A 24,402-nucleotide genomic window follows, 5' to 3' on the forward strand; every position below is an offset into this window, starting at 1 on the left:
ATAAGGTGCCGCTGTTTGCACATCCATTTGCCCCATGCGAATGAATGTGCAGGCCAGCGGCGCGCCTGTCGGCCATAGTCTCAAGAGGAACCAACACATCCATCTCGATGACTACGCCCCTAATACATTCAGATTGTTAAAGAACGGCGCATCGCCCAAGCAAGTAGCAATGCGCTCTTCCATTAGGAAGGAGCTCAACGCAAACCTACACATATCACTGCTATTTGTCCAACGCGGCCATGCTGACGATAGCATCGAACTCGCTCAACACATCCGGATGATGTCTTGTCAGATGACGTAGGATGGAGTCATTGGCCATTAGCTTCGCCAAATACCCTCTAGCTAGTACAAGGTTGAGGACATCCTGGCCATAGGACTGCTCTGCCAGCTTGAACTGCTCCTGCAGATTCCCCATCTCCCTTTCCATCTTCGCCATCTGGTCAGCGCTGATACCCGTCATTTTTCTGGTCTTGGTTTCACCGACAATCATGTTACTGGGCGTAGCTGCTACCAAGGCCTGTGAGTATGCAATGGTGAAGTTATTAGCGCTGACCATCAACTCTACACACTCGACCTGTCTGGTCGGCTTCAGCTTGCGTAGCACTGCTCCGAGATTAGCAGAGAACACCTGATCGCGCATTAATTCCACTGCCTCCGGGCAGATTCCGTCGAGCAGGTTCAGCTTTTTCAGAATATGGCTAATATCAACGTCCAGCGCCTCAGCAAGTCTCTCCGGCGTTACGCCACGCTCGACAGCACGCCGGATCATCACGTGCTCCTGAATACTAGAGAGACGATTTATTCGATTGTTGTAGGTATAGCTTTCATCATCGAGGGCGACTAGACATGGTGCCGTATCAAAGCCCAGCTGCTCTAAAACCGTCAGCCGCGAATGCCCATCCAGTAGGATGTATTGTTTGTCTCGATCAGGCTTACCTACCGATAAAGGCTCGATCAGACCAACGGCCTTGATCGATGCAAATATCTGTTTGAATTTTCGCGAGGTCAGCAATCCATCCGGTCTTTTTCGCGAAGGTAGAATCGACGACAGCGGCAAACTTAATGGTTCAGGCACAAAGCCCAGAGGCGGCTTTCCCATAATTAAATTCCTTTCGACCATACTCTGTCTGCAAGATACTGCGGCAGTGTATCCAGTCCTTCTGCGCGCAAAAGGTTCCCGAAATTTTCATCAACAAGTAGCTGGCGCAACGCGCCAACAATGAACAACAGACTGCGTTGCGCAGTCTCTGCTTTTCTGACCAACTGCTTCTGGCGCTCGACCTCGCGTTTATAATTGCGCACCAGGCTCGATGTGGTGACATCCTCGTTATGTTTACGGGGTGCCACCTTGCCGCCCATGCCTCGACCACGTGTGCGACGACGTTCAATTACCCTACGTGCTTGAATCAGTTGGCTGCCGCGTAGCTTGCCGGACTCATAGGCTTCCTGCAAAGCTGACTGGATCGCCTTGTCATCGTTGCCGGCGCCGGCGATAGTGATTGCTGCATTGAGCGGGATGCGTCCGCTACCGACAGCCATCAAAAGCCGCTCCTCACCGTTCTTGAGCAAGTATAGGATGCCCTGCACATAATCCAAGCTCAGGCCTGTCTTTTCTGCGATCGCCTTTTTATCGTATCCCTGATCTCGCAACTGCTCTATGCCAGCAAGCAGTTCCAGCGGACTGAACTTGCGGCGAGCGATGTTCTCCGTCAAACTCATAATAAAAGCTGACTCGTCATCGACGCTCATGACAATCGCTGGGATCTCTGACTGACCAAGGCTTCTGAACGCCTTGAAACGTCCCTCACCGCAAATCAGCAGGTACCGTTCGCCATCCTTACCTGATCGTGGTGTCACAACGATGGGTTTCTTCAGGCCGAGGCTTCGAATGTTGATAACGATCTGTTCAAACATCCGATTATTGCGTTCGCGCGGATTGAGTACGTCGATTTTCTCCAGGGGGATCATGCGCAGCTCAGAATGATGATAGTTCTGATTGTTGCTCATGCACTCCTCCTCAGACGAATACGCCGAGCCATGCCGTACAGATAATCCAGCGTGTCGAAGTGGTAGCACTCGAACTCAATGCAATTGTGATCGGCCAAGTGAATGCGTGGCTGCCCGAAGTCGAGCCGCGGCAAAAGGTAGTAATCCAGCACAGTCTGATTTTCACCATCCAAGCGTACTGCTACCGTAATGTCTGGAGCCAGAGTGGTGTCGAATCGCACCTTCCAGCGCCGGCGCCCATTGTCGAATGACTGGCAACGGGCCAGTACTAACGAGACCGTGAACTCGCGGTTGACGGTGAGAAGGTCCGTGGCCGGGTCGCGTTCAACTACGCCACCGACGTCGGAGATCATTCTCTCCGTCTCACCAACAATTTCTGGATACAGCCGGCGTAGGAACTGATTGGCTTCCAGGTACTGATAATCCCGGTCTGGCGTAAAGCCCACCGCCTGATATGCCCGAATAAGACTACCGAACCTATGCGCATAGGCCGCTGCCGATGGCATGCCTTCCGCTTCGTTGATGATCATCCCCGACAGGAAGCCATGTCGCTGATAGAGATTGCGCAGCTTCTCGACAAGTTCCTCCTCGCTGTAGCGGTGCGCCCTGGCGCGCATAATACCCTGCGTTGTGTAGAAAATCTCCGCAGGAACAATGCCTTCGAATGCCCCTTCCTTCTTGGTCCACATATCCGGGCTGTTGACTACACGATGCTTCTTGAGCTTGAACGATCGGCGGTTGTAGATATTATTCCCAATGTACTTCTCGTTAGAGAGTACCTGCCGGACCGTGGCTCGCGTCCAGTCGCGGCCAAGATCGGTCTTGACGCCCTGACCATTGAGCCGCTCTGCAATCTCTGACTCCACCAAATTGTCATCAGCAAACCAGCGATAAATTTTATTGACCACGGCCACTTCAGCATCTGGGCCTGGCTGCAAGATAACGCGGTCCGTTTGTAGGCTCTTATGCTCGCCGCGTGTCAACTCGCTTTTGAAGACACCCATCTGATCGACCAGGACGCGTCGCAGGCCATATCCAGCAGGGCCGCCTTGTCGAAATCCAAGTTCAATCAGGCGGCACTGGCCAGCGAATACTTTGGTCGACAACTCCCTGCTATATTCGCCGGCCATCGCGCGCTTGACACCTTTGACGATGGTAGACACAGGCGAGCCATCGTTCTCAAACTGCTCTGCACAATAGGCCACCTGAATTCCGGCACGACGACAGATATATTCGTAATATGCACTTTCATCGGCATCCTGAAATCGCCCCCAGCGGCTCACATCATAGACAAGGATGATCTGGAAATCCGTAGTTCCTGTCTCGACGTCTTTGATTAGCTGCTGCAAAGCCGGGCGACCATCGATGCTCAATCCGCTCTTACCTGCATCAGCGTAGGTACGAACAATCTCAATGCCGCGACGCTGTGCGTACTCGCGGATTTTGTCGGCCTGGTTCTCGGTCGAATACTGCTGATGCTCGGTGGACATCCGAACGTATTCAACGGCACGGAAAGTTGCCGGAGTTGTCGAGCGAGCTGGCACGCCAGCGGATTGTTCGTCTAGGTACATAGCATCCGATCCCTCTGCTTTGATATGCACGCCTTCGGTTCAGCCTTTCCAGCATCTGGCCACGATCACGTGTGCAGCGGCGCATCCCACCGCAGCGCTTTCATCAATCCGATCGAAAGCACGTCTGGCCGAAAGTACCGAACTTCTTCCGAAAAACCTAACGAGTCCTATCTTTGCACGCGTCCTTTTTGCAAAGACAATCCAGGCATACAGGAGTCATTTCAACGATTAAACTACCGTCGCTGGATATGCCATTCGCTCTGGCAGGCGATATCTTGTACAGTCCTGGCGCCAACATTGAGGGTGCAATCCACGAGTCCATCTTTACACTGTCTGTGTTGCTAAATGTCCCGGCTCGTTGTGGATCTGGGCGGCGTTGTGCATACTTTGGGTGGCGGTCGCGATATTGACGCCAGTAGTCGGGATGGTTCTCATGCCAAGCACGCTGAGCCTGTCGCTGGTTGTCTCGGTAATCAGGATCGGACTGCAGCTTACTTTGCTGCCATTGGCGCTTCCTGGTGCGCTGGCACGCCGGCGCTGAACAAAAGGTTTGCTTAGGGGCCTGGGGACGTGTCTGAAACGCCTGACCACAGCCGGCGCAGTGCTTGAGCGTCATTGATTTCTCCACATGAGGAATATGGAGACCTTGCTTGACTGCGGAACTTTGGCGCGCCAGATAGGCGCGCCGGTTATTTTTAACCCGAAATGGAAGCACGACCTCGATTAAGCCGAGCGGTTTCCTGCGATAGCCAAGACTCACTACGGCCGCAAATACGCGTCTTAGCAGCCCTCAGCACCTGCTCCTTGCACTCATCTACGAAGTAGGTCGCAAACGTTTTTCCATGCGTTTGGCAGAGCGCGCGGTAAGTTTCAGCCAAGGCGGCTTGCTGGTAGCTGAAAACTAGATCGAGCTGAATCGGGAGGGGCATTGTTCATGTCTCATTTGAGAGGCCTGTGCCACAGCATATCGCAATCCGGCGCGACATGGTTCATCTCTTCGAAGCTTCTCCTGCACCCAGAGCATGGGTGACGTGGATAAAATCGCTGCCCTCGGAACCCAAGGCTACTTCACTGATGTGAGAAGTCTCACATTATGCGTCCTCAAATCTCAATGGATTCTTCTCACCTTCCCGCGAAGACTGGTCGCACAGGGGTGTCGCGTCTCAGCATATGAATCTCGCTACACATTAATATCATGAGCAAGAACATGAATATTGATAAGCGTCGCTTTGATGAGTTGATCGACACGATTCTCGAATTTGAAGGGGATGCGCTGGTGGACAACGGCTCTTCGTCATTCCTTTCTTTGATGGCCTACATGATTGAGGGCGACACGATTGAGCAACTGCGAGAGGGAGGCAAAAACGTCATTTTCCATGCTGTAATTGTTGGCGGTATCGGCCGTGACGAAACGCTGCGCTCCCTCGCCGCCCCCGTTGGCCAGGCAAAATCCCCCACCGCTGGCCGGGTCAAAATCCCCCACCTCCTGACCGCTTAGCGCCGCCATAAGGCTGCCGACCAAAGTAGAGCAATCCCGCTGGCAGGACGTAACCTTACCCCTTCGACCATCGAAGGGGAGCATGGAGGGTGAACGTCTTGAAACCAAACAAACGAACCACTATCGCCACGCTGCTGGCGACCGGCACCAGCCAGCGCGAGATAGCGCGGCTCACCGGGGTAGACCGCAAAACCATCCGCCGCCTAGCGCTTGGCACGACCGGGCAGGAACCAAATTCCCCCGCCCTGGCCACCGGGTCAGCGACAGCAAATTCCTCCACCCCGGCCACCGGCGCCAACGTTGAAATTCCCCCACCCCGGCCACCGGCTAACACTGGGTACTCTACTGCCTTCATTATGACGTCATAATTGGATCACGAAAGGCATGGGGCTGCTGGATTTTCGCATATAGTTGCACAGTTTTTTGCGAGAAGATTGAGTAAATTCCCATAGAAACAATGACATAGTTTGCTCGTCTTTAGAATCTCAGTTTCAAATTGATGGGATCTTTGCGGTAATCCTCTAATTAAGAATTCTCATAACTTTTGATCTCACTTCTTGCGACGTATTGGTCCGTTGCCTTCCTATTCTTCAGCAATTCTCCTTTGGTTTTCGTGCCCAGAGCATGCGGCCGCCCCCTACGATGCGGATGTTCGCGTTTGTATGCTTGCTCATGCCCACCTCTCTCCAGCACTCTCCCTCCAGGTAATTCGAATTGGCTTAGAAAAATCAGCTTAATTCAACTAACCAACGTTTATAAAAATACCGTCAAAACCCTGCTTAGGCCGCTGACTTCGGATACAAACCCCGGCACTACCTCGTGCCAGCCCTCTGCGCGGCAACAAAAGAGCAAAGAGAACAAAGAGAGTGAACAAGGTCAAAAGCGTCTACAAAGGGACGGCCTCAGAATTCAGCGGCTTGCACCTATCAAAAGCACACGTAAAATGTCGGTTAGTTGAATACCGCCTGAAATGGCGTCGAATTCGTGGCCAATGTGGCTACCAGCCGAGAAAACACATGAACTCTGTAATCGAACAATGGGATGCAGACCCCATCGCCTGCTTTGGCAAATTCGTCGAGACGATTGAATTCGTTCGTACCGGCTCACGCCCTGCAGATCAAACACGCGAGACGCCCATGCGTGCGGAAGGGGCAAAAGTCTACAAGTTCATGTTCGGTAAATTCGCGCGCTGGCTGGCCAGCCGCAGCGTGCGCTTCTCGAAAGCCACGCATAACGACCTGCTGATGTTTCTGAAAATTGGGAGCGTCGTGGGCAATACCCAGGTTCAAGACCTCAATAGCAAAATCTCGTACCGCTACCTTCGGCTGATCGAGCGTTGCTACCACCACTTGAAGATTGCACCAAACCCAGCGCGACACGCAATATTCGGCGCCTTAAAGCAGCAGCGCTATTTCAAGGACACGGCAATGGTGGCTCTTAATGCTGGTGAAATAGAACGCTTCATGGCAGCCCTCCCCTCTTCCCTTGCGCCTGCAGAATGGCGCCGGCGGCGCGATCGCGCTATCCAGCTCACGATGCTATTCGCTGGCTTGCGTGTGTCGGAAGTCCTTGGGCTGTTGGTGGATGAAATCAGCCTGCAGGCCGAACTAGATGGTTCGCACAAAATCGAACTGACTCCACAGCAGAAGCATTCCACCAGCTACGAACATACGACAATCCTCCGGCCGCCAGCGGTCAATGACGTACTCGCGTGGGTAGATGAACGCAGCCGCTTGCAAATCCCGGGCTCTTTGGCTTTCCCTGCGCCCAGTGGCAAGCGCCTTAATGCATCGACGGTCTATCTGCAGGTGAAATCAACGCTGGCCAGCGCCAAGATCGATGTTAAGCGTTCCGGCGGCCGCACGCTGCGCAACACTTACGCAGTGCAGGAAATCACTCTCGGAACCCAGAAGCCTACGCTCACCAAGCAGCTCGGCCTCGCCCTTGAGCGCTCGACCGATACCTACATCAATGCGAAGCGCCAAAATGAAAATCCAGACCATACATGACGTGCTCCGAGCAGCTGACAGCAGCTGGCCGCACGACGTACGACTGGCAAAGCAAGTTGGTCTTTCAGTTATCACCAACGGAGATGTACCAGCTGCTCGCGGTTCTTGAACGCAAACTATCGGCCGTGAAGTTCACTGGCCATGGGCCAGCGCACGATAAGTTCATGGACTGCAAGGTGCAGGATGGCGGCTTCTTTGTTCGAATGGGGCAGACTGGAAGAGCGATCATTGCAGTACCAGTAGTTCCGGCCGATGCTGTGCGAATCATTAGCCTTCTGTACAAGCAGATACTGGCAAACGACACACATTTATGTGCCTCAGATCTTCAGCAGCTAATATCCTCCATGGCATCCATGATATCGACCAGCACAAGCACCTAGTACCTGATGGCCTTTCCTGCCAATTGTGCGGCCAACAAAAACAGTGACCTTACGCATACAGTCAGAACTAACGAGCCTCCAAAACTCAATGGCAAAGTCACGCTTTTTGTACCGGTGAATCACAAAGTTATGTTTTTGAGGCGCGCAAGCAAGTCAAAGTCACTGTTTTTGTAGGGAATTTGTGAATACTCACTCTCATTGAAACCCGCATTAACATGGAAAGGTCACTAAATTTGTAGTAGTTCTAGCGCCAGACAATAAAATTCCCGCGAGCTTCACAAGCTATACCCAACGAATCACAACAAATTTAGTGACCTTTTCAATTTAAACCGAGAAAAAAACAGGTGTATAACCGCCATTCTTCAAATCCAACAACAAATCTAGTGACCTTTCAGTCCCCAAATGCTGGCCACGCACTGATAACCTAATACCAATATTTTGAAAAAGTACATTTTAAAGGCTGAAACTTATCAAAAATTTACCTTTTGGCGTTCATTTTTAGCGACAACAAATACAGTGTCTTTGGCCTACAAATATAGTGACCTTCGTATTCCCAGAATCAGAACCCCACAACAAATACGGTGACCTTGTGCTACAGAAAATGACCTATCTCTACAAATCTAGTGACTTTGCTCATCATAAACGTGACCTTTCTTCACTAAGTCCTTGTTTTATAAAGAAAGCCGATTCCTCTGTTTGTATGTTTTGTTTTTAAAAAAAACTAACTTACTTCCGAAATTCTGTGGATAACACAAAAGACTCATAACATTAAATTCGCGAATCAGACACAAAGTCACTGTTTGTGTTTTGACACGGTGACTATTTCCAGTCACTATCTGTCACTATGAATCTGACGAACAAAACCAAGGATCGAACTGTGAACGACGACCGACAACTAGCACTAATGCTGTTTGACTCACTTTCACAGCAAAACAAAAACATTACCAGTGCCCCTACCAGTCTCGGGTATCGTCGCAATAACGCCTTGGTTCAAATCGTTGATTTGTCACTGGCAGGCCGCCGATTGCTCGATGTTGCTTATTTCATCGTAGCTACTGAAAGCGAAGTAAAAAAGACCTATTCAATTGAACTGGGTCTGTTCAAGTGGTTGCTTGGCACAACAAGCGATAACCGAGCGCACATCAAACGTCTGATTCGCGAGGCGCAAATGGCTGCTATTGAACTCAATGGCACTGAAATCCAATCCGATAACACGTATCCATGGGGTTCTATTCCATTGATGGGGACAGCACGCATAAGCAATGGTCGGTTTATCTTCGATCTAGCTGAGGAACTGCAATTGGTCATTCGTGACCCACGTGCTACGCACTTTTTAGCGCTTCGATACGTCTTCAAATCGGTCTACACTAAAATTTTGTATGACCGCCTGCAGCCCTACATGCAAGAAGGTGCAACACCTTGGTTTGGATTAGAAACACTCCGGATATGGTTGGAGTGCAACAAAAAAACCTACGAGTTGTTCAAACACTTCAGATCACGCGTTCTCGACGTTGCGATCGCTGAAATCCACGAGGTAACTGGTCTAGAAATCACTATGGTCACTCAAAATGTACCAGGTTCTAAAAAGGTAAATGAAGTTCGTTTTGTATGGGACGAAAACAATCGTGCCGACGAACAAAAGGCTGCCCTGGTTATTCTGAAAACACTATATGAGACGCTCAGGAACGAGATTGGGTTAAGCCACGCGGATATCGATGAAATCATCAAGGACCGAGCTCGTTATTCTGATGAAGTAATCCAGCAAGCCATTGACTACACTCGCCATGCTGCTGCTGCCGGCAAGATTAAGATTCGGGTCAGTGGTTACTTTATGAAAGCATTGCGCGAAGGCTACATCATAGGGACTCTGGATCAAGACCTGCGCCAGCGTAAAGCGATAGCTGCAGCAGATAGTCAGGCAGGTGCCGACGCGAAAGATATACGAGAAAAGTCGGCAGATAGAGAATTCACAGCCAAGCATAAACGTGACGCAAACGCCGGCTGGGAGGCCTTCGAAGCAATGTCAGTCGACGACCAAAATAAGTTAGCCCGAGCATTTGCAAACCTATCTACTTCCGCTCTATTTGCCACCAGACTTGGTATTGAAACTCATGAGCTGATTGATCACCTGCAAGAACCAATCGTGCATCAGAGTTTCGGCGCCTTCGTGACACTCCAGCTACAGCAACAAAAGAAGGCAGCCAAGATGAACAAAGGCCCTGGACTATTTGCTTCCGACAACTCCTAATCTAACAAACAAAACGGAGTCGATTTTTTAGAACCGACTCCGTTTTTATATAGTCACTAAAATTGTGGGACTATTCTGTCAAGCCAAAGCGATCGCGTAGTTCTGCGATCAGCTTCTGGCGCTCTACGGCATCGATGATTTTTACATCGAAAGATACTCGACCAGAATCCCACGTTTTCATAGATCCGATATCACGACCGTCGCGCGTAATCTTATATGCACGCGACGTTTCTTTCTGCTTACGCGCAGTTTTTGGTTTCTCGTAAATTTCACGTGCGTCGGTGATCGTTTTACGACTCACCTCCCCTGCCAAGATCCCTTGTGTCAATTCGATAGCTTTTTCAATCGGTGCCGATTCAGCGAACAGCTTCAATTCATATAGCAAACTAACTTTGAACTGTACCGGGTTCTCACGTACAATTGCCAAGATGGGTTCTGGCAATCCCAAAATAGCCATTGTTTTATTGATCGATGGCAGTGAATAGCCGGTTACTTCTGCGATTTCGGTTTCACTGGAATACACGCCTTTATCAATCAGGTTACGCCACGCCAATGCATTATCGAGCGCAGTTTCTTCTTCGCGATCATGATTCTCACGGAAGCTTTTAGCGTATAGCTCTTGGTCGGTCATCGGCGGATAAACAACCAGCAGCATTGGACGACCAAGGCGCTTGAGAGCTTTCCAGCGATAGTGGCCAGCGATCAGAATTACTTTATCGCCTACAGCCACGGCTGAGCCCGGCGTTTCTTGTCCATTGGCGCCAATACTGGTCGCTAGTTCATTCACTCGCTCTGGCCGATAGATGTGCCGTGCATTAAAGGGATTCGGTTCAATTTGATCAAGTGGAACTTCACGCAGTACTCCACCACCAGCGACCAAGACCGGTGCGGCTGTTGCAGCTTGTGTAGCAGGCACTGTCGGATGAACTGTTTCGGCAGGAGCGCTCTGTGTCGAGGCTTCTTCTTGCGCCTGCGAGGCAGGGAGCACTGGATTGAGTTCCGCCCGAGCAGCAGCGTGTGCAAACCGATTATTCAACGTGGGCGCAGACGAGACTGCAGAACGCATCCGCTGTGACAAATCCTGTTTTTTAATCTTATTCATTTCTTAGCTGCCTTGGGTTTTTTGAGATTCAGACCAACTTGGTTCGCCAGTTCATAGGCAACCGCCTCGATTTCATTTTTTGCGACAGATGCACCAAAGGCTCCTACAGAACATCCGTAAGCCTGGCACTCTGGGTAAGCATTACGCATGCCGACCTTAGAATTCATGATTGGGAGTTTGCTGTCCTCTTTAAGGGAGTCAAGGCAAGTATCAAACACTTTTCCTTTTCGCATCACACTTAAGAGGTACGTCGCGCCCAGCACTTCGTTAGGACGTTCGTCGCGTGCTTTAATAATAAGATCTTCAGCTATCTTCGATGCCCATACGTTATCAAGAACAGGGATGACGGGGATCACGGCGTAATCAGCAATCAGAAGCGATGTCCATGGTACTGGCGATTCAATCGCCGGTGGGCAATCCACTAGGATGACATCGTACTTATCTACTAGCTGCTCAACTTTGTGAATGAAGTTCTTACCGAGCGGCGCAAAATTCAGCACTTCAGCTGGGAATGGAGCTTCAGCAGTTGCCTGCAAGCTCCATAACTTGGCCGTGTTTTGTGGGTCCATGTCGATAATGCAAACCTTCAATCCAAGCATGCCCCAAGTACCACCAACCTGCATGGTAGTCATCGTTTTTGCACAACCGCCCTTCTGGTTGAATATCGTCACAATCTTGGCAGTCATCCCATCCTCACTTTCACCGGTGAAAGCGGCATACCGTTACGCCGCGATAAAGTAACATCATATTTTATTTTTTATTTTTGTGCAAATAATAAAAATTATGCGATCAAAATTACCAGAAGAAATTTCGGCGCAGTCTTCTTCTTATCGCATACAGACTTTCACCGGTGAAAGTGGTGAAATATTGAATCGATGAGGCGCCAATAAGTCCTGTCAGCTAAGTCGACAGCAGAAATGTCAGAGTCTTGAGTCAAGGTAGATGCTAAGGCTTAGCGCATTCAAATAGAACACAATCGCGTACCGGATATGACATATTCGGCGTGTCAATTTTAGGCACCGCTACTGATCATTTTCACCGGTGAAAATGGACGAAATGTGGCTGTCGGAAAAACGACCGAGCATTGCGCAATAGCCCTCAATGTTCTCTCCACAGACGTAATGACAAGCCACTTTCACCGGTGAAAGTGGCTCAGGAGGAGTATTAAATACTTTTCAGCAGCTTTTGCTTAAACAGGGCAGTAGCCCCCTCAACTTGGAATGTTAATCGAGGCATGGTCTGTCCCACGTCACGCATACTGAGACTGGCAAAAGGCGACTTGGTATCCAAGAACACGAAATTATCGCCCTGTATAGCGGAACAGCATGGGCAAGTATTCGCCCAATACCTCCCACCATAAGCGCGAGAACTTGCATACCTAATTGAACTAGGTGCTGGTGACGGTGGCGCAGTTTCAGCAAAGGGGACGCCAGGCCACCAGTCCACCACAATATCCGCGCTGCATTTATAGCACGATACCACTGCCCCTACGTAGGGATCATTAGGTAGTAGTTGACCGCGCTTATTAGCAACTGCCTTAATTCTCCTCGCTTGATCTCTGCAGTCCGGGCATAGGGTGTCTTTCAATCGTTCTTGCGTCGGCCTCCAGTAGTACGGATCATTGATAATGTCATTGGCATCTAACTCAATCCATGGAACCCGAAGTGCTTCACCCTTCGCTTGATTCACTGCGTGTGTATTGATCACTTCGATAACTAAAACCGCACTATCTCCCCTGTAGGCCATTACATCACAACGGAACGCCCCTTCCTGCGCTTCATTCACTGCGCGATCAAAGGCGCTACTTCCGAGCACAGTATCGAACTGCTTCCGACACTTACGACACGTACATGACAAACGCAACTCCTTAGCTGAGCGAGTCATTTCATTAATCACCTGTGCCACGAGTTCCTTTGCAATTTGATGGAGCACAGATTCGCCATCACAACGAGATCCAACCTTGTGAGCGAAGTGGTGGACCCGGAGATCGCCAGCTTTAAGTGTTAGCTGTGCGGCACAACTTAAACAATGGTACGGCTCCGTCGAATCAACATCATTTGCACATACAAGAACACCATGTGAGTTGATCCCGTATGGCACGGCCAATCCCTCAACCTCACGGGGCCGAGTCGCCAAGAATCTCTGTGGAGGTGGCGAAGATATCGGGGGGGAAGGATGCTTTCTGCGGCCACCCTTCAAACGTAAGTAGGCATCTGCGTCATCAATCGTTGCCTGAAGTTGCCCGGGTAATTTCGCATTGCGCATGGAATACGGATCGGGTATGCCTGCCTGTCTTCGAATGTCTGTAAGTGTGAGCAAAGCTCGATGGCGAGTGATGCCTTCTCGACTATGATTGTCATGAATGATGTGATTAATTTCTTCACCTGAGATGCCGATCTCTAGCATTTTAAGTTGCTGAAACTCCAACTCTTTATGCAAGCTATTAGGGATAAAGCTAACAAGACTCAGCAACGCTCGAAATTTTAATTTTTCATCTGCTACATTCATTTATCACACCATGAATTCGGGACACATGATCGCCGTGAGGGAGGGGAGGCGTGCTTGACACTATAGACTAGCCGACCAGGTTGGAGTTCGGCTATTCCATGAAATGAAGGTAACAAAACGTTTTCACTTTCACCGGTGAAAGCTGCGCTGCAATTAACTGCGATCCCTAGATTGATGCGCTGGGATCAGAGCAATTTCTTTAAGCCATGATACCGCTGTGGCACTATATGACGGTCGCCATGCGGCATATCTCCTCATTACCGTCTAGCTGAGTCAACGATTCAGCTATGCACAGCATCCTTTAGCTGGCCTGCATTTCTAACGCCGATTCTCGGCATTCGCTCTTCGATCACCATCTCATGCTGGTGCATCGCAAAGTACTTCACCTCAATGAGCTTGCCAGCTCACTATCAATAAGGATCTCATCATGATCAACGCAATCTACGCGGATATGCTCGCCATCATCAATAAACATCAGTTCGAAGTCTCCACGTTGTACCCAGTAGATCTGATCTGTGATCGCAGTCGACTGGAGGCTAGTGCGACTCCAGGTGCATCTATCGCATGGTGCGTGGGCAATAGCCGTGTGAGAGCTGCTGGTTTTCCGAACGCCAAGACGGACGCAAAAATTCTACTTTTTCGCTTTGGATATGTCTCTTTTGGCAAAGTACTTGGCACCTTCCTCCAAGATGCGCTTAGTCTTCGCCTGCACATAGATGGCCGTCGTGGCTGGACTCTGGTGCCCCATGATGGCTTGGGCAACATCGAGCGGCATACCATCTTCGACGGCCAGCGTTCCCCACGTATGCCGCAGCGCATGAGGCGATGCTGACTCCAGTTCATTGAACTGCTCGCTGGTGAATCCTTCAATCGCGTCCGGATCGAATTTGAGGCGCTTGAGCGTGGCTTGGAAGAGGCGATAGAGCGAGTCACCGGTATAGCCCACGACATTGGGCGTGGCATGACGCTCGATCGCGTCCTGATGCTGCGGGATGATGAGCGGCGCCAGTAGTGATACGGGCTGGTCGGCTTTATCGAAATCGAGCCCGCGATCAATCCAGTGCGCGCGCAGAGCATCCAGCGTCCGGGGACTAACTGGCACGATCCGCTCGGCGTTGCGCTTGCCGATCACGGTCAGCTGGCCAGCGTCGTAAGCCCATCTATTCGGTTTGAGTGCGTCGCGCATCGCGCCGGCGGCTTCTTCACGACGCAGGCCGGAGTCACCCAAGAGCAGCATCATGGCCAGCGCAATGCGGTCCTGGCTGTTCTCGGGTAGTTCGCACCGTTCCGTCAGCCGGTCGATGACTTCATCCCACAGGTCGCGCGACAGGGCTTTGTCGATCTGCATCTCGTGCACTTTCTTGACCACGACCGGACCTTTGACGGCCAACCACGGGTTGCCGGCCAGGTAGCGCACCGCGACGAGGTAGGCGAACGCCGAACGGATCACGACGATGGCGTGCAGCTGGGAAGCAGAGGAGAGCGGTTCCTTGCTGAAGGGGCGCCAGCGGGTCGAAGAGCGTGGTGCGCGGTCACCGACAAAACGGGCGCTTGGGCGCTTCAGAAACGCCTTGTAGGCCTCGCAATCGGTCACCAGCACCGAGGAGAGCGGTTTATTCGCCTCCAGCACGCACCAGTACAGGAATCGCTCCAGTTCCTTGGTGTAGGAGCGCAGCGTGTGGGGCTTGTCGCTGAAACGGTCTAGATAGGCTCGTATAGCCTCCAGATCGTTCTGTGCGCTGATGAAATTGAAGCGGTGGTCACGGTTGATGCCGGCCGAACCATCGAGCCAATCGGGCGCTTTGGCGTGTTTGATCGGCACCATGTACTCGTTCTGGCCAACGCCGAGCAGTTCGAGCTGGGTAGGGGAGGGGACATAGTTCCCCGTATAGATGCTGCCGAGGCTCGCTTCGTGTTTGCGCATCCAGTTGGCGATCGCCTCGGCGCGGTGTATCCCCACACGCGGCACCCCGCGCCACCAACTCGGGCCGCGGCGCAACATAAAGGCTCGCAAGTCGCCCAACGTGACTAGCTGCTCGGCCTTCAGGGCGGCCGTCGTGCGTGGCCGCATCCACATGGCGATGGTTTGCTCGGGCTTAGGTGTCGCCGGCGGCGCCTCGGCGATCTGAATCAGGAGATCCAGCGTGCGCGCGGTGATATGGCCGTTACGTCGCGCCGTTTTGAGGTTGTCGGCCAGCAGCGGGTTGTTCACGCTGGCGCGTTCGATCAGATCGTCGCGCATGGCGATCAGGTAGCGTTCCAGACCGGTTTCGAGCTGGGGCGCGTCATGGCTGTAGTAGCGGTCGGCGATCACATCGAGGGGGATTTTGAGGCAGAAGGCGCGCAAGGCGGTGTAATCGCCGCGGGTGTATGCCAGTGTTGGCAGAATAATATCGCTATGTTGCGCCATCGAGCTATCCTGTATGAGTGATCCCCAAACAATAAAGTTTGACACCACTCTGGGCGGGAGGCCGCATACGGCTGTTGCCGATCTCGGACTATGCACTGCAAGGGTGCAAATCGGTGTCCGACTCTATTACTGGGTGTCAGACTTTATTCCATGGTGTCAGACTTTATTCCTTTCCGACGTGTTACCCCCTCAATGATAGCGTTTCACGGCAAAAATCACCATAAATGCTTTCCCGATAATTCGGATTATCAGGTAAGGATAGGCCACAAAAAAATGGCCTGAAGGCGGTTTTTTGCATGATTGTGTTCTTTAGGGCGCCACGCTGGCCAGCCGAACACCTACTACCGGCGCCAGTCCCACGGAGCGCACGCAGCGATACTACTGTTTTAGCACAAAACCAGCCGGGAACAAGGGGGCTTTGCAGACACCCACAATTCTTGTGCTTGGGATCGGCCGCCATATCGATAACATGCCAGATGACGGCACGATGCGTATAGATAGCAAAATGGGTTTGGTAGAATGCCTTATAGTTATAAATAAAATATCTAATTTGAGGTGTTTATGGATGTCGCGATAGTTATCCTGTTCCTGCTATGTTGGCTTCTAGCGTCGCATTACCTGAAAACAAAGGGACAAAGTTTGTTTTTACGGAATGCAATCGGGATTCTGTTCGGTTTTTGTACCGTATTTCTGTGGTTCATGCTCTCGTCGATGCTTGAACTGCATCAGGTGACTGACGCCACGCCTGATTCGAATCCTGCTCCTTTAGAAAGTCCGGTGGCTTCCGAAGAAGTGAAGGATGATGGCGTTCTTACAGCACAACAGTATTGGTTTGCATATCAGGCAAATGAAGTCGCAGCTGATCTGAAATTCCGAAGTAAGCCGGTAACCATAAAGGGAGTGGTACGCGGCGTTCGGAAGGGAGCATTTGGAGGGATGTATGTAGACCTTGCAACTGCCGATGAACACAAGGATGTAAGTACTTCGTTTGAAACTGAGTTGGAAGCCTATGTTGCTAAACTATCTAAAGGAGATCAGGTGATCTTGACCTGCATTGGCAACGGACTGTCTTTTGGCGTCCCAACATTACGGAACTGTACATCAGAGTAGCCGCTTGATTGCATAAACTCATTCCCGGTATTTGCATAAATCTGTTCCCTTCTGCTCCACGTGAAAACTGCTGTGCTGTCTTTACGCTGAAGTGTACTAACCTACAACCGGAGCCAGAAATTAGCTGAGCAGGTGATTTCGACCAGCTAGGTTGAGCGGAATCACCTGGTGCTTTGCGGGTGTGGAATCGATCGGCACAATGAACGTTAGCGGCCGCGAGCGCGATCGATGTAATGATTAGGACAGGCGCAGAGATAATACCTTTCGACCTAATGGTTTAGATGCTTTGCTAAGTGCTTGATAATCGCGAGGGAAAGGCGCCGCGTACGAATCTTTATGTTGAGGCGTTGTGTGCATAGTCGAAACTAAGGTTATGGCATTGCTATTCTAGCATTGCTTGCGTGGTATATTGCGTAACCGCTTCCGGCCGGAACGCTTCTGTAGCGCCCTGCAGGATTTAGTCGTAGTCTGAATCGGCGCGGAACGGTAGGTCTGTCCGATCGCCCCCATTAGTATTAGGGTTGAACTCAATGTATGGAAGCACTGGGTCGTTCACTTGTGCTCCGCCTCGATGTCATTACCTATTCTTCCGTAGGTGTGATAACGCTGTAGAAACCCGCTTCGCTTCAATTAGATCCAGCGCTGATATTCTCGCAGCCCAATACTCCAGAACGGCGTCATTCTGCTCTCCCGCTTCAGATAACAACGCATAGACAAGGATCGGATCGTAGGCATTATCACGAGAACCAAAGATACTAACGAGTTCTTTGCGTCCGGTTACGTCACCTGAAAGTGCCGCAACCATTTTCCAACGCCTTGCTGCGACTTCATCTGAAGGTGTTCCTGTCCCAAACCCGTGCATACTCGCTAGCAAGCGTTGGCACGCAGTGTCGCCTTCCACCGCCGCAGCCTGTACATGCAAGAACGCGATTCGTCGTCACTCAAAGTAAATCTGCAAAAGGTACGATTCTGTAACTAATTGATTTTATTGGTTATCGTAAAATATTTTAGCATTTTTACTTCGATCATCAGCGAAGTAATTCTGTCATATCCTTGAATTTCCAAGTAAGTCTGCTAAATTGTTGTCAACCAGTCGGAGAACCGCATGGCGCCTAGTTCCATACCGCTGCGCTTCACCCAAGCGATCACCGAAACGCGTCCTAAGGGGGCTGGGCGTTTTGAGTTCTGGGCGCCCAAAATTGGCCGGAGGCTGACGCTGTTCAGCTCCCTGCAGGTGCGCCTCTGGACGTTGTTTGAAGCTACTCCATGGGTTAACTCTTATTGTGAGCGTCCGGCGTATTGGCGGCACGACGGCGGTAAACTGCTGACTGATTTCTGGGTTAAGGCCGGACGACGGGAGGTGTGCTGGATAGTCGCCGGCGAGTCCCGGCTGGGGTACGCCGGTGCCTTAAGTCCGAGCGAAGACATCAAGGTGCACTACATTGATGCCAGGTTTCTGACATCGCGTAGTATCTGGATTGAGAATTGGATGCGCATCCTGCCGTATCTGTCGGCGAATGCGCGTTTCGTTAGCCCCCGCTTATTGAAGGCCATCGAACAGGCGACGCGATCGGCACCGACATTGGGCGATATCGAGCGTGATTTTCAGCCGCTCGACATAGTGCTGGTACGCACGGCGGCGCTCATGTTGCTGCATCAGGGCCGCGTCACAGCAGGTTCTTTGCGCGACCGGGCGCTCGACGCAAGGACCGTCTTTCGGCGAGCGCGGATATGAGCCGGCTGCGACACGCTAGCGGCACTGTTCGCGCAGATCCTTGCGATTGGCCAACCGTGGCGTGGCCTATGCTCACTAGTAGCGAGCAGGAAGTATTTCGGGCCCGTGAAGAAGCTGTGCGCCGCTATTGCCTGCGCCAGTCGTTGCACGCAATTGAGGCCGCGACAGGTGTCTCGTACAGTACCGTGCGGCGTCACTATTTGCGCTGTCTTGAACCCCATGTGGACGGCCGGATCCAGGGCTTTCGTGCACTGATTCCATATGAACGGGTGAAACCCTATCGGCGTCTGGCGAGAATCGGACGACCTGGCAGTGCCGGCAAAGCCGGCGTATTTACCCAACTGCTGCAGCGCTACCCCGAGCTGGAAGCCCTGATCGTAAGCGAACTGCAAGCGCACCACGTGGTCTTGCACGAGGGGGCGAGTGGTCCGATTCTCGTTGGACTGACCGACTTGCATCAGCGCTTTCTCCAGCTATGCCTGCAACTTGGGCTGACCGAACGCGACTATCCATTGGTTCAGAAGCAGCGAGGTATCCGCAGTCTGGCCGCGGCCGCGAAAGCGATCGCGACGCGAACCTTTGAAACGGCGGCAGGTGCCGCGCTGGCGGACAAGCGCTCCGGTGGTGTCCGACCCGACGCACAGGGTCTTCCGTCGGTGGCGACGCAGCCTTATGACGTGGTCGAGTTCGATGGGCACCGAGTCGATGTACGACTGCGCGTGGTGTTCGAACGGGTGGCCGGCATTGAGGAGTCGTTCGACATTGAGCGGGTCTGGCTGCTCACCATCATCGATGTGTGCAGCCGTGCTGTATTGGGCTATAACATCGTGCTCGAGCCTGAATACAGCCGCTTCGATGTGCTCAAAACTGTGGAACGCGCGTTGCTTCCATGGCGCCCACCGGCATTGACGATTCCCGGTCTGCGCTACGCCCCCGGCGCGGGCATGCCATCGGAGCGCTTCCCCGAACTGGGCTACGCAGTCTGGAATATGTTTCGCTTCGATAACGCACGCGCCAATTTGGCCCACGACACCTTGCGCGTGCTGACTGAAGTTGTCGGCTGCGGCGCACAAGCGGGGCCGCTCCACCGGCCTAATGAGCGACCGCACATCGAACGCTTTTTCGGTACGCTTGCTTCGGTCTTGGCGCATCGTTTGCCTGGCACCACGGGTATCGGCGTTAGCGACCCGCGCCGGCGCATAGAGGAACTGGGGGCCGGTGCGCCGGCGATAGTGAGGCTCGATGAACTGATGGAGCTGACAGCGGTGGCCATCGCGAATTACAACGCCCATCCCCATGCAGGATTAGGCGGCCGCACCCCGCTGGAAACGCTGAGCTACTACGTCGACGAGAAACGCATCGGGTTAAGGTGGCTGGCCGAGCCCATGCGGCGCCATCTGTGCCTGCTGCAGCACCAACATGAGGGGCATATCCGCGGAAGCATCGCACGCGGAGTGCGGCCTTATATTCAATTCTTCGGCGCGAACTACACCAGCCGCAGCCTAGCTGGGCGGGCAGACCTGATCGGGCAGCCAGTGCTGATTTATTTTGATGTCGAGGACGTGCGTGTGTTGCGTGTTTTCGATGGCGGCGGGCGAGAGCTCGGCGTGATCGAGGTCCAGGGGGCCTGGCGACGCACGGCGCATACCTTGCATATGCGCCGGGAAATTATGGCACTGATGCGCGAGCGCAAGTTACGTATCCTGCGTTACGATGACCCGGTGCAGTGCTATCTCGAGTACCTGCGCAAGCATGCGGGAAAACGGCGTCGTGCCGCCAGCAAAGCGGAAACGGCGCGTCGTGTCGTTCAGGATGCAGCACCGGTTCCGAAGGCTCCGCCTGGGCCGGTTCACTCCGGCGGGCACGACTCGACGCTGGCGGAAGCCGCGCCCCAGCATGCCGACAGTGGCACCGGCTTGAGTGGCCCGGTGAAAGGACAGAGCCTGACTATCGGTACCGGTCAGGTGTTCTCGCACTAGCAGTTCTCTCGACAAGTAAAGGTGACTACGCTGTGAACCAGACTAAATTACCCGGACGCCCCGTCGCCAAAGAACGCCATCCCCTATCTACCCGCACCTATCGCGTCGCAACCGCCGCCATCGAGCACTGCTGGCAGCTGGTGTCGAAGTGCCTGCAATACCGGATTCCCGGTGCGTTAATCTATGGCGAGAGCCGGCTGGGCAAGACTTACGCGATCGAATATCTGCGCATGCTGATCCACCGCGAGCTGCCCGGCGTTCCGACTTTTCACGTGCAGGCCGAGTACAAGGTCAGTCGCAGCGAAGGGGCGTTCTTCTCTAGCTTGTTGCGCGCGGTACGCCATCCGCAACCCGATGCTGGACGTAATGCCTTTAAACGCAAGGCCCTGCACGATCGCTTGCTTGCGGTGGCGGAATCCCATGGTAGCGCCACGGTGGTCTTTTTTTGCGACGAGGCCCAGCGCTATTCTCTGCACGAATATGAGTGGTTGCGCGATGTCCACGACGAGCTGGCACAGAGCGGCGTACGCCTGACAACGTTCCTGTTTGGCCAGGAGCGGCTGTGCGAGCAGCGCACACACTTCCAGGAATCGGGTGATACCCAGATCGTTAAGCGCTTCATGGTTGAGACCCTGCGCTTTCGCGGCATATGCAGTGCGCTGGAGGCGGCCACTTGCCTCAGGAGCTACGACGAGCATGAGTATCCGCTTGGCAGTGGTTGGAGTTTTACTCGCTATTATCTCCCATACGCCTTCGAGGCCGGCTTACGGCTGGAGCAGTGTGCGCATCTGGCCTGGAATGCCTTTTCTACGGCGCATCAGCATGCGGCGCTGGCTGGCGATGTGGAAATTCCGATGGAATATTTTTCGCGTGCGGTGGAGGCGGTTCTGTTGGACGGCCTGACGCGCGATGCGCTTGATGCTGATTTAACCGATCGACGCTGGGCCGAGGTGGTGAAACACTGCGGCTACGTCGCTTCCGAACAGGCGGTCGAGCGCAACGCGCGCGGCGTGGGCCACTGAATCCGTCTTGGCATGGACTTGCCTTTACTTATCATTCCACCGAGCGGAATTAACGTGGTCGCTTCGCTCACACTTCCGCCACAGCTATTCGCTGCCTACGAAACCGCGTGGGCGTGGGGTGCCAAGCTAGCGGCAGTGAACGCGTTGTCGGCTTTCGAGGTGGCCGCGTGGATAGGCGTCCCCGCTAGGCAGGCGCACCCCTTGCTGCAGGTACGTCCGCCACGGAGCGCGCTGACGTTGGGACGGAGCGTGGGCTTGCCTTACCTGCGGATCGAGCAGGCGTTCTTGGGCGGCGCCTTGCAATGCCTGCATCCCCTAGTGTCCGAGTATCTGCGCAGGTGCCCGATCTGCGTCAGGCTGGGCTACCATTTTATTGTTCATCAGTTGCGCGTGCTCAGCACCTGCCCGCTGCACCATGTACCTTTGCGCGAGCACTGTTCGCGCTGTGCGACGCATCTGCCATATGACTTGGGCGCATCTAAAGTACAGGGCCCGATCATTTGTCCCGAATGCGCGGCGCCGCTGCTGCCGGTCACGCGTGGAGGCTTTCCAACCACGGTGGCGATCACTGGTCGCGAGTTCGGTTTGCTGGAGCGTTGGATGGCCTTCTTGCGGCGCCGCGCGGCGCTGCCGGCGTGGCGTAATGGCAGTGTCGTGATTGATACCAGCCGTCAAGCACTGACCGCTTCAGGGCATGAGCGGCTGTCGGCGATCCTGCCGGCCGGTTCAGTATGTCGTACGCTTACCTGCCAGCGCGCGTGCTGGTGCGACGATTGGGAACACCGGGCATTGGGGCAACGCTACTGGCAACATGCCAATGCACTCTGGCGGCAATGCGATCCACCATCGCGCCGGTGGTGCCGGTGCCTGCTGACAGGCGATGCTACCAAGACTGCGCCGAACGCTCACGTACTCGCCTTCCTGTATTGGCGCATGACCTGGCAAGGCTGCAGCAATCCGTACCTGTTACGACGAGGACATGGCTTGCCGCTGTATGGTATCGCCGAATGGCAGGCTGGCCAGCCTGCACCGGATAGCGATGATCTCGACGCGGAACTACTGGCGTTTTCCGACGCAATGGAGGCATCGTGGCGTGAATGGCTAGACTGCATCGACTTGCTTGGCGTCACGACATTGGAGCGGCGAACCTGGCGCTTGCGCGCTGTTCCAAGCGCCTATTTATAGATATCCAAAAGACAACCATAACCGCACATCGGCAATTTTGCATAATTACTTTGCATATGCTGTTAAGTCTCTGTTTTTTAATAAATTATTTGTCGAAGCCCGAAAGGTAAAATTTTTTTTGCACTTTTACTTCGATTTTTGAGCAAAATTGCTTTGCATGACGCATATATAGTTCTCTCTATAAATTTATTTATTTATTTCAAATATCGAAACAGAATTATTTTCGCAGGTGGCAATAAATTTATTGTTTGGTGATAGAGCTGCGCAATTCATTGATTTTTTACTCTGGTAAATTAATTTATTGTTGTTTTCATCTTTAATGTTGAACCAATTTACATCTCTGCTGGAAACGAGATCTATTGAGAATTTTCCATCTTTTGCATACTCAAATGATGTTCTTATTGATCCAGTTAGAGGTTTTCGGATGACTACACTTTCCCCTTTCACGATATTTATTTGCTCGATCCCCGTCCCTCCTGCGAAATAAATATCATCAGATGTCGTTCCTGTGCTAAGAGCTCCAAAGACATCCGGAACTTGAGAAAGTTGAATTATTTTTGTAATTTCTTTTTTTTCTAAATTTATTACGCTTAAGTATCCACCATCAGGTTTTTGTGGGTTACCAAAAACAGGCTGCGGCCCTGGCCCCTGCCATACGACAGCGTTTCTAACAGCTCCAGCGATAAGTAAGTTTTCGCCATCATTGGAATATTTCACCAGATATGGCTGAAATGGTACGGTGGAAAGGCTAATGATTTCTTGCCAATTATTGGTATTAAATACCCTAATCGTTGATGCTTTTTCAAAAATCCTACGGCCACCAATTAAAGCCATTTGAGTACCATCCGGAGAAAATGCAGTCGCAGTACAACCATTACCAGGAACTGGATCTTCGATGTCTTTAATAATTTTCCAATTATTGGTTTCCCATATTCGAACTACGCTACTCATTTTTGAAAATGTATGACAAGCAGCAAGTAGTCCACCATTTTGGCTAAATACTAGTTTTTGTGATGATAATATTCCATCTGTATTGTCAGGAATTTTTAGCTTTTTAACTATTGTTGAGTTTCTCCAATTCCAAATCTCTATATCTGAATTTCCGAAATAGACAGCGATATTGTCGCTATTTGGTTGGAAAGCAATGTAAGAACTATCAGAAATATTAATGGAAGATATTTTTTTAAAATTGAAATGCGATTTCACCTGATCAGACGGAAGAAGATCATTAAATAGTGTCATAGAATATGCTTCTTGGAAATTTAATAAAAAGAGTATCGATATGGTATTTCGAATTATCTTTTTTCTCATAGAAAAATCTTTCCTTAAAAATTATGGAAATTTCGCACAGCAAACCCAAGTATAGACAGTTGCCATAGGTGAAATGTCTCCGATTGTCACTAATATGGAAGTTAAAGGGAATATTTCCCAGCCCCCCCCTCCTAGTCTATCGTTCGAGGCCGTTTTCCCATCCTCACTGTTGAAATTTGGGTAAAGACAGAATTAGACGCATGATCTAAAGCAAAAAATTTAGCGCAATGATTATCACTTATGGCGACCTCTAAAAACCTACCTCTCGCTGGCGCGCCTCGGTAAAATTCCGCCATCGACCACGCCCAGCGAGTACCCGCGATGATG

General features: G+C 52.0%; 18 protein-coding genes. 10 read left to right on the forward strand and 8 right to left on the reverse strand.

Annotated elements, in window-relative coordinates:
- Positions 1 to 220 precede the first annotated feature (220 nt).
- Genes GTP27_RS21615 through GTP27_RS21625 form a run of 3 tightly spaced genes read right to left on the reverse strand, consistent with a single transcriptional unit; the run spans position 221 to position 3,578 of the window.
- Positions 221 to 1,099: a plasmid partitioning protein RepB C-terminal domain-containing protein gene (locus GTP27_RS21615; protein WP_161041171.1), complete on the reverse strand. Its 879-nt coding sequence runs from the start codon at positions 1,097 to 1,099 to the stop codon at positions 221 to 223.
- Between the two features lie 2 nt (positions 1,100 to 1,101).
- The gene (locus tag GTP27_RS21620) at positions 1,102 to 2,007 is read right to left on the reverse strand and encodes a ParB/RepB/Spo0J family partition protein (RefSeq protein ID WP_161041172.1); all 906 of its coding nucleotides are present in this window, start codon (positions 2,005 to 2,007) and stop codon (positions 1,102 to 1,104) included.
- On the reverse strand, positions 2,004 to 3,578 hold the full coding sequence (locus GTP27_RS21625; RefSeq protein WP_161041173.1) for a recombinase family protein: 1,575 nt from the start codon (positions 3,576 to 3,578) through the stop codon (positions 2,004 to 2,006). Before GTP27_RS21625 ends, GTP27_RS21620 begins: the two co-directional genes overlap by 4 nt.
- A 1,207-nt stretch (positions 3,579 to 4,785) precedes the next feature.
- On the opposite strand from GTP27_RS21625, the gene GTP27_RS21630 reads away from it, so the two are divergent.
- The 5 genes from GTP27_RS21630 to GTP27_RS21650 all read left to right on the forward strand — a co-directional run bounded on the left by GTP27_RS21630 (position 4,786) and on the right by GTP27_RS21650 (position 9,713).
- Complete coding sequence (locus GTP27_RS21630) at positions 4,786 to 5,076, forward strand: P-loop NTPase family protein (RefSeq protein ID WP_161041174.1); 291 nt, start codon at positions 4,786 to 4,788, stop codon at positions 5,074 to 5,076.
- Positions 5,077 to 5,165: 89 nt separating this feature from the next.
- Entirely contained in the window at positions 5,166 to 5,444 is a 279-nt protein-coding gene (locus tag GTP27_RS21635; protein WP_371865977.1) for a helix-turn-helix domain-containing protein, read from the forward strand.
- Positions 5,445 to 6,092: 648 nt separating this feature from the next.
- Positions 6,093 to 7,085 carry a tyrosine-type recombinase/integrase gene (locus GTP27_RS21640; protein ID WP_161041175.1) on the forward strand — a complete coding sequence of 331 codons (993 nt, stop codon included), beginning with the start codon at positions 6,093 to 6,095 and terminating at the stop codon, positions 7,083 to 7,085.
- The gene (locus GTP27_RS24290) at positions 7,082 to 7,465 is read left to right on the forward strand and encodes a hypothetical protein (RefSeq protein ID WP_161041176.1); all 384 of its coding nucleotides are present in this window, start codon (positions 7,082 to 7,084) and stop codon (positions 7,463 to 7,465) included. Before GTP27_RS21640 ends, GTP27_RS24290 begins: the two co-directional genes overlap by 4 nt.
- Positions 7,466 to 8,342: 877 nt before the next feature.
- Positions 8,343 to 9,713 carry a replication initiation protein gene (locus GTP27_RS21650; RefSeq protein WP_371865978.1) on the forward strand — a complete coding sequence of 457 codons (1,371 nt, stop codon included), beginning with the start codon at positions 8,343 to 8,345 and terminating at the stop codon, positions 9,711 to 9,713.
- Positions 9,714 to 9,783: 70 nt separating this feature from the next.
- Here the strand turns inward: GTP27_RS21650 and GTP27_RS21655 are convergent, their stop codons facing one another.
- From GTP27_RS21655 to GTP27_RS21670, 4 genes are all read right to left on the reverse strand, one after another.
- Positions 9,784 to 10,815 (reverse strand): ParB/RepB/Spo0J family partition protein, encoded by a 1,032-nt coding sequence (locus GTP27_RS21655; RefSeq protein WP_161041178.1) that lies wholly within the window; start codon positions 10,813 to 10,815, stop codon positions 9,784 to 9,786.
- Positions 10,812 to 11,501: an AAA family ATPase gene (locus tag GTP27_RS21660; RefSeq protein ID WP_155436751.1), complete on the reverse strand. Its 690-nt coding sequence runs from the start codon at positions 11,499 to 11,501 to the stop codon at positions 10,812 to 10,814. The genes GTP27_RS21655 and GTP27_RS21660 overlap by 4 nt, the downstream gene beginning before the upstream one ends.
- A gap of 478 nt (positions 11,502 to 11,979) precedes the next feature.
- A complete protein-coding gene (locus GTP27_RS21665) occupies positions 11,980 to 13,323 on the reverse strand; it encodes a competence protein CoiA family protein (RefSeq protein WP_161041179.1) in 1,344 nt (447 codons plus the stop codon).
- Positions 13,324 to 13,954: 631 nt separating this feature from the next.
- Entirely contained in the window at positions 13,955 to 15,733 is a 1,779-nt protein-coding gene (locus GTP27_RS21670; RefSeq protein WP_161041180.1) for a site-specific integrase, read from the reverse strand.
- A 561-nt stretch (positions 15,734 to 16,294) separates the two neighbouring features.
- Here GTP27_RS21670 and GTP27_RS21675 point away from each other — a divergent pair.
- From GTP27_RS21675 to GTP27_RS21695, 5 genes are all read left to right on the forward strand, one after another.
- Positions 16,295 to 16,843 (forward strand): OB-fold protein, encoded by a 549-nt coding sequence (locus GTP27_RS21675; RefSeq protein WP_161041181.1) that lies wholly within the window; start codon positions 16,295 to 16,297, stop codon positions 16,841 to 16,843.
- 1,105 nt (positions 16,844 to 17,948) lie between these two features.
- Positions 17,949 to 18,578, forward strand: a complete 630-nt coding sequence (locus GTP27_RS21680; RefSeq protein WP_161041182.1) for a hypothetical protein — start codon at positions 17,949 to 17,951, stop codon at positions 18,576 to 18,578.
- Positions 18,579 to 18,646: 68 nt separating this feature from the next.
- Complete coding sequence (locus GTP27_RS21685) at positions 18,647 to 20,557, forward strand: TnsB C-terminal domain-containing protein (RefSeq protein ID WP_161041183.1); 1,911 nt, start codon at positions 18,647 to 18,649, stop codon at positions 20,555 to 20,557.
- A 32-nt stretch (positions 20,558 to 20,589) separates the two neighbouring features.
- Positions 20,590 to 21,579: an ATP-binding protein gene (locus GTP27_RS21690; protein ID WP_161041184.1), complete on the forward strand. Its 990-nt coding sequence runs from the start codon at positions 20,590 to 20,592 to the stop codon at positions 21,577 to 21,579.
- Positions 21,580 to 21,834: 255 nt separating this feature from the next.
- The gene (locus GTP27_RS21695) at positions 21,835 to 22,764 is read left to right on the forward strand and encodes a hypothetical protein (protein WP_161041185.1); all 930 of its coding nucleotides are present in this window, start codon (positions 21,835 to 21,837) and stop codon (positions 22,762 to 22,764) included.
- Between the two features lie 186 nt (positions 22,765 to 22,950).
- On the opposite strand, the gene GTP27_RS21700 is transcribed toward GTP27_RS21695, so the two are convergent.
- Positions 22,951 to 24,006: a WD40 repeat domain-containing protein gene (locus GTP27_RS21700; protein WP_161041186.1), complete on the reverse strand. Its 1,056-nt coding sequence runs from the start codon at positions 24,004 to 24,006 to the stop codon at positions 22,951 to 22,953.
- Between the last annotated feature and the right edge of the window lie 396 nt (positions 24,007 to 24,402).

It is taken from the genome of Duganella qianjiadongensis (genome assembly GCF_009857915.1).
GTDB lineage: Bacteria > Pseudomonadota > Gammaproteobacteria > Burkholderiales > Burkholderiaceae_D > Rugamonas > Rugamonas qianjiadongensis.